This window comes from Staphylococcus sp. acrmy, from assembly GCF_022690565.1.
Classification (GTDB): Bacteria; Bacillota; Bacilli; order Staphylococcales; family Staphylococcaceae; genus Staphylococcus; species Staphylococcus caledonicus.
The window spans coordinates 112,012-130,721 of record NZ_JALCVE010000005.1 but is presented as its reverse complement, the minus strand read 5'-3'; the positions used below and the strand labels follow the sequence as shown (position 1 = coordinate 130,721).

Annotated in this window: 18 protein-coding genes; 10 read left to right on the top strand and 8 right to left on the bottom strand. The window is 33.8% G+C overall.

Annotated elements, in window-relative coordinates; all coding sequences use genetic code 11:
- Position 1: 1 nt before the first annotated feature.
- Positions 2-1,048 (top strand): ferrated catecholamine ABC transporter substrate-binding lipoprotein SstD, encoded by a 1,047-nt coding sequence (locus FH144_RS06950; RefSeq protein ID WP_242314618.1) that lies wholly within the window; start codon positions 2-4, stop codon positions 1,046-1,048.
- Positions 1,049-1,253: 205 nt separating this feature from the next.
- On the opposite strand, the gene FH144_RS06945 is transcribed toward FH144_RS06950, so the two are convergent.
- The 3 genes from FH144_RS06945 to FH144_RS06935 all read right to left on the bottom strand — a co-directional run bounded on the left by FH144_RS06945 (position 1,254) and on the right by FH144_RS06935 (position 3,145).
- On the bottom strand, positions 1,254-1,568 hold the full coding sequence (locus FH144_RS06945; protein ID WP_242314616.1) for a CHY zinc finger protein: 315 nt from the start codon (positions 1,566-1,568) through the stop codon (positions 1,254-1,256).
- Positions 1,569-1,600: 32 nt separating this feature from the next.
- Positions 1,601-2,524: a UDP-N-acetylmuramate dehydrogenase gene (murB, locus tag FH144_RS06940; RefSeq protein WP_107507473.1), complete on the bottom strand. Its 924-nt coding sequence runs from the start codon at positions 2,522-2,524 to the stop codon at positions 1,601-1,603.
- Between the two features lie 105 nt (positions 2,525-2,629).
- Positions 2,630-3,145, bottom strand: a complete 516-nt coding sequence (locus tag FH144_RS06935; protein WP_242314614.1) for a GrpB family protein — start codon at positions 3,143-3,145, stop codon at positions 2,630-2,632.
- Between the two features lie 111 nt (positions 3,146-3,256).
- Here FH144_RS06935 and FH144_RS06930 point away from each other — a divergent pair, with 111 nt between their 5' ends.
- From FH144_RS06930 to FH144_RS06920, 3 genes are all read left to right on the top strand, one after another.
- Positions 3,257-4,129 carry an EMYY motif lipoprotein gene (locus tag FH144_RS06930; RefSeq protein WP_242314613.1) on the top strand — a complete coding sequence of 291 codons (873 nt, stop codon included), beginning with the start codon at positions 3,257-3,259 and terminating at the stop codon, positions 4,127-4,129.
- Between the two features lie 135 nt (positions 4,130-4,264).
- Positions 4,265-4,585, top strand: a complete 321-nt coding sequence (gene ytxJ, locus FH144_RS06925) for a bacillithiol system redox-active protein YtxJ (RefSeq protein WP_242314611.1) — start codon at positions 4,265-4,267, stop codon at positions 4,583-4,585.
- Between the two features lie 197 nt (positions 4,586-4,782).
- Positions 4,783-5,895 carry a glycerate kinase gene (locus FH144_RS06920; protein ID WP_242314609.1) on the top strand — a complete coding sequence of 371 codons (1,113 nt, stop codon included), beginning with the start codon at positions 4,783-4,785 and terminating at the stop codon, positions 5,893-5,895.
- Between the two features lie 182 nt (positions 5,896-6,077).
- Here the strand turns inward: FH144_RS06920 and pepT are convergent, their stop codons facing one another.
- The 4 genes from pepT to gdpS all read right to left on the bottom strand — a co-directional run bounded on the left by pepT (position 6,078) and on the right by gdpS (position 9,876).
- Positions 6,078-7,307: a peptidase T gene (gene pepT, locus FH144_RS06915; protein WP_242314607.1), complete on the bottom strand. Its 1,230-nt coding sequence runs from the start codon at positions 7,305-7,307 to the stop codon at positions 6,078-6,080.
- 14 nt (positions 7,308-7,321) lie between these two features.
- Positions 7,322-7,816, bottom strand: coding sequence for a threonine/serine exporter family protein (locus FH144_RS06910; protein ID WP_107507479.1), 495 nt, complete (start codon positions 7,814-7,816; stop codon positions 7,322-7,324).
- A gap of 15 nt (positions 7,817-7,831) precedes the next feature.
- Complete coding sequence (locus FH144_RS06905; RefSeq protein WP_107507480.1) at positions 7,832-8,593, bottom strand: threonine/serine exporter family protein; 762 nt, start codon at positions 8,591-8,593, stop codon at positions 7,832-7,834.
- Between the two features lie 212 nt (positions 8,594-8,805).
- Positions 8,806-9,876: a GGDEF domain-containing protein GdpS gene (gene gdpS / locus FH144_RS06900; RefSeq protein WP_242314605.1), complete on the bottom strand. Its 1,071-nt coding sequence runs from the start codon at positions 9,874-9,876 to the stop codon at positions 8,806-8,808.
- A 392-nt stretch (positions 9,877-10,268) separates the two neighbouring features.
- Between gdpS and FH144_RS06895 the strand changes: the two genes are divergently transcribed.
- Positions 10,269-11,348, top strand: a complete 1,080-nt coding sequence (locus FH144_RS06895) for a glycosyltransferase family 4 protein (protein ID WP_242314603.1) — start codon at positions 10,269-10,271, stop codon at positions 11,346-11,348.
- An 82-nt stretch (positions 11,349-11,430) separates the two neighbouring features.
- Here the strand turns inward: FH144_RS06895 and FH144_RS06890 are convergent, their stop codons facing one another.
- Positions 11,431-12,072: a YigZ family protein gene (locus FH144_RS06890; protein ID WP_242314601.1), complete on the bottom strand. Its 642-nt coding sequence runs from the start codon at positions 12,070-12,072 to the stop codon at positions 11,431-11,433.
- A 144-nt stretch (positions 12,073-12,216) separates the two neighbouring features.
- On the opposite strand from FH144_RS06890, the gene fakB1 reads away from it, so the two are divergent.
- The 5 genes from fakB1 (at position 12,217) to secA (ending at position 18,649) form a co-directional block, all read left to right on the top strand.
- Positions 12,217-13,083 carry a fatty acid kinase binding subunit FakB1 gene (gene fakB1 / locus FH144_RS06885; RefSeq protein ID WP_242314598.1) on the top strand — a complete coding sequence of 289 codons (867 nt, stop codon included), beginning with the start codon at positions 12,217-12,219 and terminating at the stop codon, positions 13,081-13,083.
- A 154-nt stretch (positions 13,084-13,237) separates the two neighbouring features.
- Complete coding sequence (locus FH144_RS06880) at positions 13,238-14,494, top strand: DEAD/DEAH box helicase family protein (protein WP_242314596.1); 1,257 nt, start codon at positions 13,238-13,240, stop codon at positions 14,492-14,494.
- Complete coding sequence (locus FH144_RS06875; protein ID WP_242314594.1) at positions 14,487-15,161, top strand: ComF family protein; 675 nt, start codon at positions 14,487-14,489, stop codon at positions 15,159-15,161. The genes FH144_RS06880 and FH144_RS06875 overlap by 8 nt, the downstream gene beginning before the upstream one ends.
- 62 nt (positions 15,162-15,223) lie before the next feature.
- Entirely contained in the window at positions 15,224-15,802 is a 579-nt protein-coding gene (hpf, locus tag FH144_RS06870) for a ribosome hibernation-promoting factor, HPF/YfiA family (protein ID WP_242314592.1), read from the top strand.
- Positions 15,803-16,111: 309 nt separating this feature from the next.
- A complete protein-coding gene (secA, locus tag FH144_RS06865; protein WP_242314590.1) occupies positions 16,112-18,649 on the top strand; it encodes a preprotein translocase subunit SecA in 2,538 nt (845 codons plus the stop codon).
- Positions 18,650-18,710 lie beyond the last annotated feature (61 nt).

Below are 18,710 nucleotides of genomic sequence, written 5' to 3'. Positions count from 1 at the left end.
AATGAAGAAAACTGTCTTATTTTTATTATTAACTTTAGTTTTAGTTTTATCAGCATGTAGTAACGGATCGAATAGTAGCAATGATTCAGGCTCTAAGAGTGAAAGTGACAACGCTAAAGAAACTAAAACTGTAAAAATTAAAAATGATTTTGAAGCAAGCGGTCAAGAACGAGATGGCAGCGACGCCAAAAAAATTAGCAATACTGTAGAAATTCCGAAAAATCCTAAAAGTGCAGTCGTATTAGACTACGGTGCATTAGACGTTCTTAAAGAACTAGGTGTAGCAGACAAAGTTAAAGCATTACCAAAAGGTGAAAACAACTCTAACTTACCAGACTTCTTAAGTGACTTCAAAGATGACAAATATCTTAATACAGGTAACTTAAAAGAAGTTAACTTTGATAAAGTAGCAGAAGCTAAACCTGAAGTTATCTTCGTTTCAGGAAGAACAGCTAATCAGAAGAATTTAGATGAATTCAAAAAAGCAGCACCAGACGCTAAAGTTGTATATGTGGGTGCAGATGAAGAAAATCTAGTTAAAGACATGAAGAAAAACACTGAAAACTTAGGTAAAATCTACGACAAAGAAGATAAAGCGAAAGAACTTAATAAAGATTTAGATGAAGATATCGCTGACATGAAAGACAAAACTAAGAAATTCGATAAAAAAGTAATGTACTTATTAGTTAACGAAGGCGAATTATCTACATTTGGTCCTAGCGGTAATTTCGGTGGTTTAGTATACAATACTCTAGGTTTTACACCAGTTGATAAAAATGTTAATAACAGTCGTCACGGTCAAAATGTAACTAATGAATATATCACTGAGCAAGACCCAGATGTTATTCTTGCAATGGACCGTGGTGCAGTAGTAGGCGGACAATCAACAGCTAAAGACACATTAGATAACGATGTACTTAAAAATGTTAAAGCAGTTAAAAATGATAAAGTTTATGAATTAGATCCAAAATTATGGTACTTCTCTTCAGGTTCAACAACTACTACAATGAAACAAATTGACGAATTAGAAGAAGTATTAGACAAATAATATATTAAATAAAGAAGTTGGAATTGAATTCCAAAAATAATGGCTTGCGGGTGATTTCAAAGTCGAAATCGCCTGCAAGCCTTATTAAATATTGGTATACTATTTTTTCTTTTTAGAAAAATGATCAAACATTGCTATGAGTATTACGATAACAAAGCCACCTATGATTGCGGTAGACAATGCCAATCACTCCCTTTAATTTTAATCATACTTCAAAATATAAATGATAATGAAATTTACAGCGATTATTAAAATGAGCGTGACAATTTGGACATCGTTCAGTCATCATGTAGTCGTGGATAGACATTTCATGCTTACACACACCACACATAATAGCTTTTTGGTCGAACTCGTTTTCAGGCCATCTAACAATTTGATGTGATTCATGTTCATCATGGCACTGATAACAAGGGTAGTATTTATTGCAACATTTAAATTTAATGGCAACGACATCTAAAAAAGTATGGTAGTGTATGCAACGTGTTTCGTCATCCACAATGGAACCATAAACTTTTGGCATCTATATCATCTCCTTATTCACTAAGTCGAAACTTATTGTTCAGGATGTTCGCCAATAATACGAACCTCACGATGAAGTTCTACATCAAATTTTTCTTTTACAACTTTTTGTACATGATGAATTAAATCTTCATAATCTGTGGCTGTACCATTATCTACGTTTACCATGAAACCAGCATGTTTCTTAGATACTTCAACGCCACCTATACGGTAACCTTGTAAATTTGAATCTTGGATTAATTTTCCAGCGAAATGGCCTGGAGGACGTTGGAAGACACTGCCACAAGATGGATACTCAAGTGGTTGTTTCGTTTCACGACGTTCAGTTAAATCGTCCATTTTAGCTTGGATTTCATCAAGATGGCCAGGTGTTAAAGTAAAGGCCGCTTCTAAAACGACTAAATGTTGTTGTTGTACAATACTATTTCTATAATCTAGTTCTAATTCATTACTAGTTAATTGGATTAAATCACCTTGTTCATTAACGCATAATGCATAATCAATACAGTCTTTAATCTCCCCACCATAAGCGCCAGCATTCATATAAACTGCGCCTCCGACCGAGCCTGGAATACCGCAAGCGAATTCTAAACCTGTTAATACATGGTCTCTTGCAGCACGAGATACATCAATGATTGCAGCGCCACTTCCTGCAATAATGGCATCGTCTGATACATTGATATGTTTTAGTGATAATAAACTAATGACGATACCACGAATACCACCTTCACGGATGATAATGTTAGAACCATTACCTAAATACGTTACAGGTATATCTTTATCTTGAGCATAGCGTACAATAGTTTGAACTTGCTCGTTCTGAGTAGGGGATAAATAGAAATCTGCATTCCCACCTGTTTCAGTATATGTATATCGTTTTAATGGTTCATTCACTTTAATAATGTCTTCAGGTATTAAGGATTTTAAATCTTGTAAGATGTCTTCTTGTTTTAACATAAGTACATCCTTTCTTCTCTTCTATAATCTATTCTTTATTATAGCAACTTTATAACTGATTTGCGAAAGAAGGTAAGCGCGAATTATTATTAATCCCTCTTACATCTAAAGTTGTTTGTATAATTTTTCGAAGTATTGCTGTTTTTGATTTTCATAATTTCTTATCGTAGTTACATGATTAATAATTTGGTTCTTTTTTTCTGAAAAATGAAGGGCAATATCTGGAACGGAAGCAAGTGCCTTGTCTACTGCTAAATATTGTTCAAATAAAGGTGTCTCCATTTGAACGATATGTAAACGAATTGTTTGTTTTAGCTCAATCAAATTATTAAATTTTGCCATCATGACTTTTTTTTTATAAGGATGATGCAAACGATAAAAGCCAACATAATTTAGTCGTTTTTCATCTAAAAAAGTAATATCATGAAGGTTATTTACACCTACCAAAATATCTAAAATAGGCTCTGTGGCATAGTTGAAATGCTTTGTACCGCCAATATGTTGTGTAAATTGAACAGGGGAGTCTAGCAAGTCGAATAATAATGTTTTGGTAGTTTGATATAATACATTATAGTCTGTAGTAGACGGTGCTTGTACAAAAGGTTGAACAGTCGTGTACATATAAGTCTCCTTCAAATATTAGGATATTTTACAAATTCTGAAATACTATAGCACAAATTATTTTCAATATAAATAGCTTTAGGTATAATACGTGTTGATAGGAGTGCAAAGATGAAAAAATTAGCAATTCTTTCGATAATAATCATATGTGTGTTAACCTTATCTTCTTGTAGTAACCAACATCATGCTAATTTGAAAGAATTTGAGAAACAGTTAGATGAAGTGGAAGCTAAGAAGAAAGACGTCAAAACGGTAATGGACAAGATCCATTTAAAACAATTAGACCAATTAAGTAAGACAGATACGACGGACAAGAATAAAAAAGAGTTTAAAGTATTACAAAAAGATGTGAATCATCATCTTATGCCAGCATTTGAGGCTTATGAGAAAGAGGCTAAAAAATTACCTGCCGATAATCAGGATGCAAAAGATTTGAAAGCAAAGTATGTAGATAATGTTAAGCAAGAAAGACAATCAATTAATGAGCTTAAATCATTTATAGACTTATGTAATCAATCAATCAAAGCAAATGAAGATATTTTAGATTATACTAAATTATTCGAAAGCAATCGTTCTCAAGTAGAGTCTAAAATTCAAAAAGCAAGTAATCAAGACGACGCTAATCAATTAACTTCGAAGATTGAAAGTAACAATAAGAAATTGAAAGAAACAGCGCAAAAATATTTGGAAAATGAACATGCGAACTCTAAAAAAGCAATTAATCAACGTATTAAACCGTTAATTGAACGACAAATTATAGAGTTAAATCAGACAAATATTACAGATTCTAACGTTAATGCCGCACGTAAAAATGCGATTGAAATGTATTATAATCTGTTGAATTATTATGATACACGTGAAACAACTGTTAATATTGAGAAAAAACTTTCTAAAATTGATGTCGATAAGTTGCCAAAAACGGGTAAAGAATTAAGTGAACACGATAATGACTTTTACAATAGTTTTAAAAAGTTAAAAAAGTAAAAGTAAATATAACCGAGCTTAAATTAAATTTCTGGTTAACATTGGAGAATGAAGTGTGTATAATTGTACCCATTAAGTAGTTTATAGTAATCATAAATAACTATAGGGGCATAAATAAATTTAGAGGTGAATAGAATGGTTATAAAGCTGAGTTCAATTGACCAGTTTGAACAAGTACTAGAAGATAATAAATATGTATTTGTATTAAAACATAGTGATACTTGTCCAATCTCAGCGGCTGCATTTGATCAATTTAAAAAATTCTTATATGAAAGAGATATGGATGGCTATTATTTAGTCGTTCAAGAAGAAAGAAAACTTTCTGATTATATCGCTGAAAAAACAAATGTAAAACATGAGTCTCCTCAAGCTTTCTACTTTATAGACGGAGAAGCGAAGTGGAATGCAAGTCATAATGATATTAATGTGTCTTCGCTAGCTCAAGCCGAAGAGTAAAATACAATTAAATAAGAAAAGAGTAATCTAAGGCTGGGACACGAATGCGTAGTCTCAGCCTTCAATTCTACCTTAGGATATCTTCCTATTATGAAAAATCGACTTAACCCATGTATAATGTGAAAGTGAAGTTGAAGTAATAATGTCTAAAAGCATCTTTATAAAAATAACAGAAAATGGCATGAGGTGATTAACGAATGAAAGTATTAGTAGCCATGGATGAATTTAATGGTATTATTTCCAGTTATCAAGCTAACCGCTTCGTAGAAGAAGCGGTAACAAGTCAAATAGACGATGCAGATGTCGTACAAGTTCCTTTGTTTAATGGACGACATGAATTAATGGATTCAGTATTTTTATGGCAATCAGGCACTAAATATAGAATTAATGTCCATGATGCAGACATGAATGAGATTGAAGCGGTCTATGGGCAAACTGAACAAGGTCTAACAATCATTGAAGGTAATTTATTCTTAAAAGGTCAAAAACCGATTGCCCAACGTTCAAGTTATGGTTTAGGTGAAATGGTTGTAGATGCTTTAAATAACGGGGCAGATAATATTGTCATTTCACTTGGTGGCATCGATAGTTTTGACGGTGGTAGTGGCATGTTACAAGCATTAGGCGCTCAATTTTATGATGATGAAGGCAATATATTGGATGCGCGTGAAGGTTCTAAAATTATCAAATACATTAGACATATAGATTTATCAAATATTCCGCAAAGTTTTAAAGACGCTAATATTCAAGTTATGTCAGACTTTTCAAGTAAACTGTACGGTAAAAATAGTGAAATCATGAAAACATATGAAGAACACCATATTAGTCGAGATAAAGCTGCAGAATTAGATAATTTAGTATGGTATTTTAGTGAAATTGTTAAAAATGAACTACAAGTTGCCTTAGGACCTATTGAACGTGGCGGAGCTGGCGGTGGTATTGCTGCGCTATTAAAAGGTTTATATGGAGCAGAAATACTAACTAGTCACGAAATGGTCAATCAAATTACACATTTAGATGATTTAATATCTCAAGCAGATTTGATTATTTTCGGTGAAGGGTTAAAAGAAGAAGATAACTTACTTGAAACGACCACTTTAACTATTGCAGAGTTAACTGCTAAACACAATAAGCCTTCAATCGCTATTTGTGCTACTGCAGACAAATTTGATGTTTTTGATAATTATAACGTTACTGCAATGTTCAATACATTTACTGAAATGCCTACCACATATCCTGATTTTAAAATGGGTATCCAAATCAGACATTTTACAGTGCAAGCACTTAAATTGTTAAAAACAACATTATAAAGATTAAAATTTAATAATGAGACAGTGAGAATATCAACCCATAATTATAGGCTTGAACGTGATTGATTCGTTTAGAAACCAACCACTTTCAAGCCTGTTTTTATACTATTTAATTTTTATTTTCAAGAATGAGTGTACTAGTTAATCTTGAAATTATATCGGATTTTTGTGGTCACTCTTGTTTATTTTTGATGATGTGTTACTTCTTGAGCCATGCCAATAATAACTTGGACTGCCTTTTCCATCACATCAATTGATGCATATTCAAACGGTCCATGGAAATTACCGCAACCAGTAAATATATTAGGTGTTGGTAGACCTTTAAATGAAAGTTGTGAACCGTCTGTACCGCCACGAATTGGGTCAGTATTTGGTTCAATATCTAAGTCAGCAAACACTTTTTTAGGAATATCGATAATATATGGATGTGGCTCAATTTTTTCAGCCATATTATAATATTGATCTTCGATATCTACTTTTACTGGGAAATCTTCATAATGTGTATTAATATCATCACGAATTTCTAGTAATTTCTTCTTACGTAGCTCAAATTCTTGTCTATCATGATCACGAATAATATATTGTAACGTTGCTTTTTCAACATTACCTTCAAATTTCATTAAATGATAGAACCCTTCATAACCTTCAGTACGCTCTGGTACTTCACTAGCAGGTAATAAACTGTGAAATTGATGGGCTAAAGAAAGTGCATTAACCATAATATTTTTAGCTGAACCAGGGTGCACGTTAACACCATGAGTAGAAATTTTAGCTTCTGCAGCGTTAAAGCTTTCATATTGTAGCTCACCGAATTCACTACCATCCATTGTATAAGCGAAGTCAGCATCAAAGCGTTCTACGTCAAACTTGTGTGGTCCGCGTCCAATTTCTTCATCCGGTGTGAATGCGATACGAATGCGACCATGTTTGATTTCTGGATGTGCTTTTAAGTATTGCACCGCTTCCATAATCTCTACGATACCAGCTTTATCATCTGCACCTAGTAATGATGTACCGTCAGTAATCATTAACGTATGACCTTTTAATTTTTTTAATTCAGGAAAAGTATCTTGGCTTAAGACGCGACCAGTATCACCTAATTTAATAGGTTTACCATCATAATTTTCAACAATTTGAGGGTTAACATTTGTCGCATTAAAATCAGGTGATGTGTCCACATGAGCTAAGAAACCGACAGTTGGCACTTCAACATCGATATTACTTTCTACTGTGGCAAATAAGTAGCCATTGTCATCAAGCTCAGTATCTAATCCTAATTCTGTAAGTTCTTGTTGTAATAAACGCAATAAATCCCATTGTTTCTCAGTAGAAGGTGTAGTTTCTGACTCAGGATTAGATTGTGTATCAATTTTCACATAACGTGATAATCTGTCTATAATTTGTTCTTTCATGGCTAGACATCCCCTTAAACTCTATTATTCATATTATATGATTTTCTATATGTTTTACCTTTGATTTTATCATAATATTGTTTGATACGCGTATAAATGTAGTAGAGGATTTCTGCTACTAAAATACCAAACGCAATTGATCCAGAAATAAGTGTTACTTCTAAAAATGTATTAACTGCTTGAGTATAATCATTCGACACTAAAAAGCGTGTTGCTTCATAAGCAGTACCACCAGGCACTAAAGGAATGATACCTGGCACGATGAAAATAATCACGGGTCGTTTGTAACGACGGCTCATCACGTGACTTAGTAATCCAAGTATGAAACTACCTAAAAATGCGGCGCCTACTTTTCCTAAATCCATATCTACAGTAAATTGATAGATTGTCCAAGCTACGGCACCAACAAAGCCACAGGCAGCTAAGAGTCTCTTTGGAGCATTAAATATAATTGAGAAAAGTACTGTAGAAATGAAACTAATTATAAAATGAAATAAATAAAATAACATTTGGCACAGCCTTTCTTAAATAATGAGTAGTACAATGGCTACGCCAGCACCGATAGCGAATGATGTAAGTGCGGCTTCAACACCACGTGACATGCCCGCTAACAGTTCTCCAGCCATTAAATCTCGAATAGCGTTACAAATTAAAATACCTGGTACAAGTGGCATTACACTTGAAATGGTAATAATATTCTGATTAGTAGCAATTCCTAGTTGAGTAAAAGTTGAAGCTATCGTGATGACGACGGCGGATGCAACAAACTCAGAAAAGAATTTAATTTGAATAAAACGTTGTACTAAGCTAAATGTTAGAAACGCGGCGCCTCCAGCGATGATCGCAATCCAGCAATCGGAAGCTACGCCTCCAAACATAAATAGGAAGAATCCACAGGCAATGGCAGCAGCGAAAAAGTTTAATAAAAATGAATACTGCAATGAAGCACGTCGTAAATGAATCAATTCTGATTTCGCTTCATCTATAGTGAGTTCATTTTTAGCAATTTTACGTGAAAGACTATTAGTAAGCGCAATTTTTTCTAAATCTGTAGTACGTTCACGAATTCTAATAAGTCTTGTACTCGTACGATCATTTAGTGAGAAAATAATGGCCGTTGAAGTTACAAAACTATATGTATCATGAAGCCCATAGCTATAGGCAATACGATTCATGGTATCTTCAACACGATATGTTTCTGCGCCAGCTTCTAGTAAAATTCTTCCAGCTATTAAAACAACATCAATCACTTTATTTTCGTCGATAATAGTGATTGAATCTGACATAAACGGCACCCCCGAATAATTGAATAAAGAATTTTTATTTATTAGACAATTTGAAGTGTACAACTTGAACACTCAACTTGCAATAGTACGTTATGCATTCATACAATATCTTAAACAGTTCTTAAAATGAATAAAACTGTCAACATGTTATACCTTAAATTCACTAAGTAAAATTAATCTTTAGTATAACAAATTGACAGTTGAAATTTAATTTATATCTTAATAATTGGGTTGAACATGACTTGATTTCGACCTTCATTCTTAGCCGCATGAACCATATCATCCGCATCTTTAAAGACTTTACGTTGAGATTTATGATCATCTTGCGTTAAATACCCAACTCCGATAGATACAGAGAGTTTAATAACTTCTTTATTAGGTAAGTGGAAAGATGATTTTTCGACCCCAGTTCTAATATTTTCAGCCAATTTAACACTTTGATCTAATGAATAATCACGGATAACGACTGAAAATTCTTCGCCTCCATTACGGAAAATCTCGAATTGTTTAGGAACATAATTTTTTAGTAATTGAGACATTTGTTTTAGTACGGCATCCCCAGATTTGTGTGAGTAAGTATCGTTTACATCTTTAAAACCATCAATATCAATCAAAAGCAACGCTAGGCTTTCTTTATTTTCTTCAGCAATTTGTGAGATATGATTTAAATGTCTATCAAACTCTTTAACGTTTCCTAATCCAGTGAGGTAATCGTATTGGTCCTCATTTTCATAGCGTGTAACAAGAGAAAAGAAATACCACATATCTACGAATGTAATCGCTGAAGTAATGGTTAAGACGAATGAAATTGGAACTAATAAAGCAACTTCAAATAAATCATAAAGTGGACTGAAGATAGATAAAATAAACAGAATAATTACACTGATAAGATTTAAAATAACTAGAGACATAATATCGTTCTGCTTTAAGAAAGGTCCTACCATACTAACAATTACACCAATGACTATGAGTACTACGCCGTATAAAATTGAGTTTCCAAATGTAAACACATCGACTAATGCGACGATAATTGCTGCAATTAAAGTATACCCCATATTCGTGTAACGTCCCAAGAATAATAGTGGAACAAAAGTTAGGTGAATCAGGTACTTATCATAAAAGGGGATAGGATAAGCAGCTAATAATAAAGCTACTAAAGTCATTAAAACTGTAACGTATCCTTTAGAAAAAATCATTATCTTGTTTTCAGAGTATTGTAACCTATGAAATAAGTAAATACCTGCAACCATGACCGCAATATTATAAATAATTGCTTCAATCATATTGGAATCGACTCCTTTAATTTAACCATTAGTTATTGTAAGTGAAAACTTACCATTTGTCATTAAGTTGTATCTTTTAATAAGGAGAATTTTAATAGATAAATGGACTTTCATATTCAAAAGAATAATGAAATGATATGATAGAAAAAATAAACTTGTCTTTACGAAATATTTACAATTACTAGATTTAAGTGCAGTTTTACTCAAAACGATGTAAACTATTCTAGAATAAAAAAGATATAAGATAAGGAATCACACACAATGCTAAATGTTTTTTATGAGCACTTGGTACTATAGTCCAATGGTCAAAAGAAAAAACAACTGTTTAAATAAGATAAAAGATTAAAAAAGCAAATGTGAAAAAATAAGAGGGATTTAATGAAGGTGAACTGATGTATACTCTACTACTCATTGCTGTAACTTTGGTAATCAGTTTAATAATAACACCTGTTGTAATTAAGGTCTCTATTAAACTAGATTTAGTAGATCGACCTAATTATAGAAAAATACATACAAAGCCCGTTTCAGTGCTAGGAGGCACCGTCATTTTACTTTCTTTTCTTATTGGAATATGGCTTGGTCATCCAATAGAAAGAGAAGTCCGACCTCTAGTTATCGGAGCCATTGTAATGTATGTAGTAGGTTTGATTGATGACATTTACGATTTGAAACCAATTTTAAAGTTATTAGGTCAAATTGTAGCCGCTTCAATCGTTGTTTTTTATGATATAACGATAGATTTTATATCTTTTCCAATGGGACCGACCATCCATTTCGGAATATTTAGTATACCAATTACAATTATTTGGATTGTGGCCATTACAAACGCGATTAATTTGATTGATGGGCTAGACGGCTTAGCTTCTGGTGTGTCAGCTATTGGACTCATCACAATCGCATTTATTGCAATTTTACAGGCCAATGTTTTTATTATCATGATTTGTAGTGTGTTAATCGGCTCACTACTAGGATTTTTATGTTTCAATTTTCATCCTGCAAAAATATTCTTGGGTGATAGCGGGGCATTGATGATTGGTTTTATAATAGGATTTTTATCCTTATTAGGCTTTAAGAACATTACATTTATTTCCTTGTTCTTCCCAATCGTCATCCTTGCCGTGCCATTTATAGATACGTTATTTGCGATGATTAGACGTATGAAAAATAAGCAACACATTATGCAAGCAGATAAATCACATCTACATCATAGATTGTTAGCGCTAGGGTATAGTCACCGACAAACAGTACTATTGATATACTCAATCGCAATTATGTTTAGTTTATCAAGTATAATCTTGTATTTATCTCAACCATTAGGTGTCTTGCTTATGTTTATCCTTATTGTGATAACAATAGAACTTATCGTGGAATTTACTGGATTGATTGATGATAGCTATCGTCCTATTCTTAATTTAATTACTAAGAAAAATGACTCAACCCATCCACGTGAAAATTATAATAAAAAATCATAAAAGAAAGTAAATAACCTTGTGTAGCTTTATCTATTCATTGAGATAGTTAAACATACACAAGGTTATTTATATTAATACGGTTTTAATTTGTAGGAATATCAAACGGTAGTTTTTTAATATCGCTTTCATGTAATTCGTAATTTCCGGCAGTAATGCGATTTAAAAATTCGATAAATTCTTCATAGTCGGTTTGTACCACGTCAATTTGATAACTTACTTTGTCAGTGTAAGTCGTATCTCTTAAAAAATAAGAAGTTGATGCTAATTCGTATTCTAATTTTCCAGTTAAATCATAACCAATCGTCACTGTAGTAGGAATGGCATCGCGTAGTTCGACGCGTCCAATTGCATAAATTACATCCCTTACAGCGCCGCTATAAGCACGAATTAGGCCACCGCCACCTAATTTAATGCCACCAAAATAACGTGTTACAACTACGCATACATTATGCACATCTAATTTTTTTAGAATTTCAAGCATAGGTACGCCCGCCGTACCACTTGGTTCACCATCGTCGTTAGCTTTTTGAATGTTCATTTGATCGCCAATCGTATAGGCTGAACAATTATGTGTGGCTTCTTTATGTTGTTGTTTGATTTGATTAATAAATTGTTTAGCTTTATCTTCTGAAAACACAGGTTTAATATGCGCAATGAAGCGGGATTTACTGATTACATTTTCAATAGTATGTTCTTGTTTAATTGTAACGATAGGATCGCTCAATGAGTAGTCACCTCGAATATCTATAAAAGTTATTTGACTTTTATTATACACGCTTATTTTTGAATGATTAAATATATGATTATGAATTTCTTTTTTAATTAAAATAATTTATAATGATGATGAGTATAATTGAGGAGGACTACTATGAAAATCGCAGTAATGGCAGATTCCACTGGGTATCTACCAAAAGAGATGATTGAGAAATACCAGATACCTATCGCACCATTAAGTGTAGCGTTTGATGATGGTAAAACGTTTACTGAGAATGATAATATCCCAATGGAACACTTTTACCAAAAAATGGCCTCATCAAAAACATTCCCAACGACAAGTCAACCAGCAATTGGCGAATGGCTTCAAAATTACGAACAACTTAGAGATAAAGGCTATACAGATATTATTGTAATTAACCTATCAAGCGGCATAAGTGGTAGTTATCAATCAGCCACACAAGCAGGCGAAATGGTTGAAGACGTCAATGTCTATACATTCGATAGTAAATTAGCTGCAATGATTGAAGGTAGTTATGTATTATATGCTTTAGAGCTTGTCGAAAAAGGATTTACACCTAACGTAATTATCGAGGAATTGTTAGAAATTAGAGAAAATACTGGTGCATATCTATTTGTAGACGATTTGAAGAATCTACAAAAAAGTGGACGTATTACGGGAGCACAAGCCTGGGTAGGTACATTATTGAAAATGAAACCAGTCCTTCGCTTTGAAGAAGATGGTCGAATTTATCCATTTGAAAAAGTGAGAACGAAAAAACGTGCATTTAACGCTTTAGAACAAAATATTTTTGAGAAAATTAGAGGGTTAGATGAAGTAACCGTCTTCGTAATAAATGGTGATAAGATTGAAGAAGGTAAAGCCTTTTACAACCATTTAAAAGAAACGTATCCTGATGTGAATATTCAATATTCTGAGTTTGGCCCTGTTGTAGCCTCTCATTTAGGTTCTGGAGGTTTAGGCCTAGGTTATTTCCCTAAAAAAATCGTCATTAATTAATGTATTAATTTTATATATGAGTTAAAACTTGTTGGGAGCGAGATTGAAATCTAATGTCATGTCATAGATTTTGCAATCTCGCTCCAACTTTATTAATAATTTGAAAAGGGCGTGGTACAAAATAAAACATTATGGAAAGTTAGTTTTCCCTTCTATGATATTAAGTGACGAACCCATCCTCTCAGTATCCCCAGGTATTTTAACCACTTCTCATGGCTATCGCTGTCTTCAATGTGGTAATGAAGATCCAGCCTATTGGTGCCAGTATGAAAGTTCATTTTCAAAGCAAACGATTATATATTGTCGACGATGTATTCAATTAGGCCGTATAGATAATATTACAGAGTATAAGATAACGAAGAGTGTGAGCAAAACGTCTTCTGGAGAATATGAATTGCCATTTGAGTTATCTGAGCAACAAACGTATGCTTCTGCCGAGGTAGTACAAGCAATAAGAGAACAAAAAGACTTATTATTATATGCAGTTACCGGTACTGGAAAGACAGAAATGATGTTTGAGGGTATTCGAATAGCCCGTCGATTAGGCTATAATATTGCGATTGTTTCCCCAAGGGTAGACGTAGTCATCGAAACGAGTAAACGGGTAGAGCAAGCATTTATATGTGAAGACATCGATATCTTACATCAGTCTAGTCATCAACAGTATAATGGGCATTTTGTGCTTGCCACTATTCATCAACTTTATCGTTTCAAAGCTCATTTCGATGTTGTTTTTATAGACGAGGTCGATGCTTTCCCATTATCAATGGATCCCCAATTATTTAATGCAATCAATCTTGCTTCGAAACCCCAACATAGTTATATCTTTATGACGGCTACACCAACTCAACGCTTAACTAAACAACTATCTAACAATCAGATTATCCAACTTCCTGCTCGCTTTCATCGCCACACTTTACCTATCCCTAAGTTTTCTTATTTTAAGTTGAAGGCTAATCGCGTACAACACAAACTTAAATCTATACTTTATCAACAATTAGAAGCTCAACGCTTTACGTTAGTCTTTTTTAATAATATAGAAATAATGGAAATGGCCTTTAAACACTATCATTATTTCTTTCCAGATTTAATATGTGTGTCTAGTGAAGATGCCTTACGTTTCGATAAAGTTGAGGCGCTACGCAGAGGAGAACATCGCATTGTATTCACAACAACTATTTTAGAACGAGGGTTTACTATGGCATGCTTAGATGTCATTGTGCTTAATTCTGATTCTTTTGAAAAGGCCGCCTTAATCCAAATTGCCGGAAGAGTAGGTCGCAAGAAGGAAGCCCCTACAGGCTTGGTATTATTCTTACATGAGGGTGTAAGTCTAGCGATGATTTTAGCAAAAAGAGATATTGTTTATATGAATCGACTAGGTATCAAACGTGGGTGGTTAGATGACTAAATGTCTTCAATGTTTAAAACCTATTCATGAAGCTTTATCTCTATTGAATTTTTACAGACCGAGTCCTCGATTGTGCGACACTTGCCTGTCACTGTGGAAGCAAAGCGAGTTAGTGATGGATGAACAACGATGTTCAAGGTGTTTGAATTATCGTACCTCCACAGAAGGCACTTGCTTAGACTGTCAGTTTTTAGCACAAACATTTACTTTGATGACGCAACTTTACTGTGATTACCAATATGATGGAATAATGAAAGACACCATCCATAATTATAAATTTATGCGAGATTACTATTTGGCAGATTTGCTAGCCACAATGCTTCAGTTACCTGAAACAACTTATGATTTAATCATACCTATTCCATCGCCTTATGAACGAGATAGGGAAAGGACATTTAATCCTGTTTCAACCGTCTTAGATAAAATGGGAGTGAAGTATCATAATGTCTTAGGTACTTCATTGCGTCCTAAACAATCTAGTCTTGGAAAATTAGCAAGAGCGAAAGCAACTAATCCCTTCTTTATAAAAGAAGATATAGAGCTAGCTGGTAAAGAGATATTGCTAGTGGATGACATATATACAACCGGTTTGACCGTCCATCATGCAGGGGAAAAATTATGCGAGAAAAGTATCAGAAAATTCAAAGTGTTTACGTTTTCAAGATAAGCGAAAACATGGTATTATAAAATTAAGAATTAACAATACAAGAGGTTAAAGGAGAGATAGCTATGATCAGATTTGAAATTCATGGAGATAACCTCACTATTTCAGATGCCATCCGCAACTATATTGAGGAAAAAATTGGTAAGCTTGAACGTTACTTTAACGACGTGCCAAACGCAGTAGCGCACGTAAAAGTAAAAACATACCAAAATTCTACAACTAAAATTGAAGTAACAATTCCTTTAAAAAATGTTACTTTAAGAGCGGAAGAACGCCATGACGATTTATATGCGGCAATTGACTTAGTTACTAGCAAATTAGAACGTCAAGTCCGTAAATATAAAACGCGTGTTAACCGTAAACACAAAGGTCAAAGCGAACAAGAAGCTTTTGTTTCTGAGACAGAAGTGACTCCTATAGAACCAACTGCACAAACTGAAGATAATCAAGAGACTGATAGTGAAATTGAAATTATCCGTTCTAAACAATTTAATTTAAAACCAATGGATTCAGAAGAAGCAGTCTTACAAATGGATTTATTAGGACATGATTTTTACATCTTTACAGATCGTGACACTGATGGAACAAGCATTGTTTATAAACGTAAAGATGGAAAATACGGATTAATTGAAACAACAGAATAGTCGTTTTATAATATTGATTAATTACTTAGGGCGTCCATATAACATGGGCGCTCTTAGTCGTTCTAACTATTTCGTTATAGTAATTCGTGGACGCTTATATGATGCTATGCTAATGTAATGAGGTAATTAGAAGTTTATGATTAAAACGTATAGATAATGAAAGTGATTTAGGGAGACAAAGTAAGTAATAATAGTTGCGCGCAATTAAAAATAGTGTTTATATGAGTTTTTGAGTATAAATTCTAAAGTATAAATGATATGATAAATTGTTGTAAGCCAAACAATTTTTAAGCTAAAGGAGCGGACGTAATGGGATTTTTATCGAAAATTGTTGACGGCAATAAAAAAGAAACAAAACGTCTAGGTAAAATAGCCGATGAAGTACTCGCGTTAGAGGAAGATATGGCTATCTTAACTGATGAAGAAATAAAAAATAAAACAAAACAATTTCAACAAGAAGTTCAAGAAATTGAAGATGTAAAAAAACAAAATGATTACTTAGATAAAATTTTACCTCAAGCGTATGCTTTAGTACGTGAAGGGTCAAAACGTGTGTTTAATATGACACCATATAGAGTACAAGTTATGGGCGGTATCGCTATCCATAAAGGTGATATTGCCGAAATGAGAACAGGTGAAGGTAAAACATTAACAGCTACAATGCCTACCTATCTAAATGCGTTAGCTGGACGTGGTGTCCACGTTATCACAGTCAATGAATATCTTTCTAGTTCTCAAAGTGAAGAAATGGCAGAATTATACGAGTTTCTAGGTTTAACAGTTGGTCTAAACTTAAACAGTAAATCAACAGATGAAAAACGTGAAGCTTATGCCCAAGATATCACTTATAGTACAAATAATGAATTAGGTTTCGACTATTTAAGAGATAACATGGTGAACTATGCAGAAGAACGTGTTATGAGACCTCTACATTTTGCAATCATCGACGAAGTTGACTCAATCTTAATCGATGAAGCAAGAACGCCGTTGATTATTTCAGGAGAAGCTGAAAAATCAACATCACTATATACTCAAGCAAATGTATTTGCGAAAATGCTTAAAGCAGAAGACGATTATAATTATGATGAAAAAACAAAAGCCGTACATTTAACTGAACAAGGTGCTGACAAAGCTGAACGTATGTTCAAGATTGAAAATTTATATGACGTACAAAACGTTGAAGTCATCAGCCATATTAACACGGCTTTAAAAGCACATGTCACATTGCAACGCGATGTCGATTACATGGTTGTAGACGGCGAAGTATTAATCGTTGACCAATTCACTGGACGTACTATGCCAGGACGTCGTTTCTCTGAAGGTTTACACCAAGCAATTGAAGCTAAAGAAGGCGTAAAAATTCAAAACGAATCTAAAACAATGGCTTCTATTACGTTCCAAAACTATTTCCGTATGTATAATAAATTAGCGGGTATGACTGGTACTGCTAAAACGGAAGAAGAAGAATTCCGTAATATTTATAATATGACAGTAACGCAAATTCCAACGAATAAACCGGTACAACGTGTTGATAAATCAGACTTAATCTACATTAGCCAAAAAGGCAAATTTGATGCGGTTGTTGAAGATGTTGTTGAAAAACATAAACAAGGTCAACCTGTACTATTAGGTACTGTAGCTGTAGAAACAAGTGAATACATCTCTAATTTACTTAAAAAACGTGGTATTCGACACGATGTATTAAATGCTAAAAACCATGAACGTGAAGCTGAGATTGTAGCAAATGCAGGTCAAAAAGGCGCTGTAACTATCGCTACAAACATGGCTGGTCGTGGTACCGATATTAAACTAGGCGATGGCGTAGAAGAAATCGGCGGCCTTGCTGTTATCGGTACAGAACGTCATGAATCACGACGTATCGATGATCAGTTACGTGGTCGTTCTGGTCGTCAAGGTGATAGAGGTGACAGTCGTTTCTACTTATCACTTCAAGACGAATTGATGGTACGTTTCGGTTCAGAAAGACTTCAAAATATGATGAATCGTTTAGGTATGGATGATTCAACACCTATCGAATCTAAAATGGTATCTCGTGCGGTTGAATCAGCACAAAAACGTGTTGAAGGTAACAACTTCGATGCACGTAAACGTATCTTGGAATATGATGAAGTATTACGTAAACAACGTGAAATTATCTATAATGAACGTAATAATATTATTGATTCAGAAGATAGCTCTCAATTGGTTAATGCGATGTTACGTTCTACATTACAACGTGGCGTTAATTATCATATCAATGAAGAAGACGATAATCCGGATTATGCGCCGTTTATCAACTACGTTAATGATGTCTTCTTACAAGAGGGCGATTTAACAGAAGAAGATATTAAAGGTAAAGATTCTGAAGATATCTTTGAGGTAATTTGGGCTAAAATTGAAAAAGTATATGCAAGTCAAAAAGAAAAAATTGGCGATCAAATGCCTGAGTTTGAACGTATGATTCTTTTACGCTCAATCGATACACATTGGACGGACCATATCGATACAATGGATCAGTTACGTCAAGGTATTCATTTACGTTCATATGCGCAACAAAATCCGCTTCGTGATTATCAAAATGAAGGACATGAATTATTTGATATGATGATGCAAAACATCGAAGAAGATACGTCTAAATTCATTCTTAAATCAGTCATTCAAGTAGATGACGATATTGAACGTGAGAAAACAACTGACTTTGGTAAGGCACAACATGTCTCTGCTGAAGACGGTAAAGAAAAAGCGAAAAAACAACCGGTTGTTAAAGGGGACAAAATAGGTCGTAATGACCCATGTCCATGTGGCAGCGGTAAGAAATATAAAAATTGTCATGGTAAAGATGAATAGTAGATAGACAATCAAACTAAGCGGGAGATGTGAAGTATAGTCACACTCCTGCTTTTACTGT

Excerpts from the sequence above, each read along its gene's own strand:
- FH144_RS06950 (WP_242314618.1), top strand. The coding sequence starts at position 2 with ATGAAGAAAACTGTCTTATTTTTATTATTAACTTTAGTTTTAGTTTTA.
- FH144_RS06945 (WP_242314616.1), bottom strand. The coding sequence starts at position 1,568 with ATGCCAAAAGTTTATGGTTCCATTGTGGATGACGAAACACGTTGCATA.
- murB (WP_107507473.1), bottom strand. The coding sequence starts at position 2,524 with ATGTTAAAACAAGAAGACATCTTACAAGATTTAAAATCCTTAATACCT.
- FH144_RS06935 (WP_242314614.1), bottom strand. The coding sequence starts at position 3,145 with ATGTACACGACTGTTCAACCTTTTGTACAAGCACCGTCTACTACAGAC.
- FH144_RS06930 (WP_242314613.1), top strand. The coding sequence starts at position 3,257 with ATGAAAAAATTAGCAATTCTTTCGATAATAATCATATGTGTGTTAACC.
- ytxJ (WP_242314611.1), top strand. The coding sequence starts at position 4,265 with ATGGTTATAAAGCTGAGTTCAATTGACCAGTTTGAACAAGTACTAGAA.
- FH144_RS06920 (WP_242314609.1), top strand. The coding sequence starts at position 4,783 with ATGAAAGTATTAGTAGCCATGGATGAATTTAATGGTATTATTTCCAGT.
- pepT (WP_242314607.1), bottom strand. The coding sequence starts at position 7,307 with ATGAAAGAACAAATTATAGACAGATTATCACGTTATGTGAAAATTGAT.
- FH144_RS06910 (WP_107507479.1), bottom strand. The coding sequence starts at position 7,816 with ATGTTATTTTATTTATTTCATTTTATAATTAGTTTCATTTCTACAGTA.
- FH144_RS06905 (WP_107507480.1), bottom strand. The coding sequence starts at position 8,593 with ATGTCAGATTCAATCACTATTATCGACGAAAATAAAGTGATTGATGTT.
- gdpS (WP_242314605.1), bottom strand. The coding sequence starts at position 9,876 with ATGATTGAAGCAATTATTTATAATATTGCGGTCATGGTTGCAGGTATT.
- FH144_RS06895 (WP_242314603.1), top strand. The coding sequence starts at position 10,269 with ATGTATACTCTACTACTCATTGCTGTAACTTTGGTAATCAGTTTAATA.
- fakB1 (WP_242314598.1), top strand. The coding sequence starts at position 12,217 with ATGAAAATCGCAGTAATGGCAGATTCCACTGGGTATCTACCAAAAGAG.
- FH144_RS06880 (WP_242314596.1), top strand. The coding sequence starts at position 13,238 with ATGATATTAAGTGACGAACCCATCCTCTCAGTATCCCCAGGTATTTTA.
- FH144_RS06875 (WP_242314594.1), top strand. The coding sequence starts at position 14,487 with ATGACTAAATGTCTTCAATGTTTAAAACCTATTCATGAAGCTTTATCT.
- hpf (WP_242314592.1), top strand. The coding sequence starts at position 15,224 with ATGATCAGATTTGAAATTCATGGAGATAACCTCACTATTTCAGATGCC.
- secA (WP_242314590.1), top strand. The coding sequence starts at position 16,112 with ATGGGATTTTTATCGAAAATTGTTGACGGCAATAAAAAAGAAACAAAA.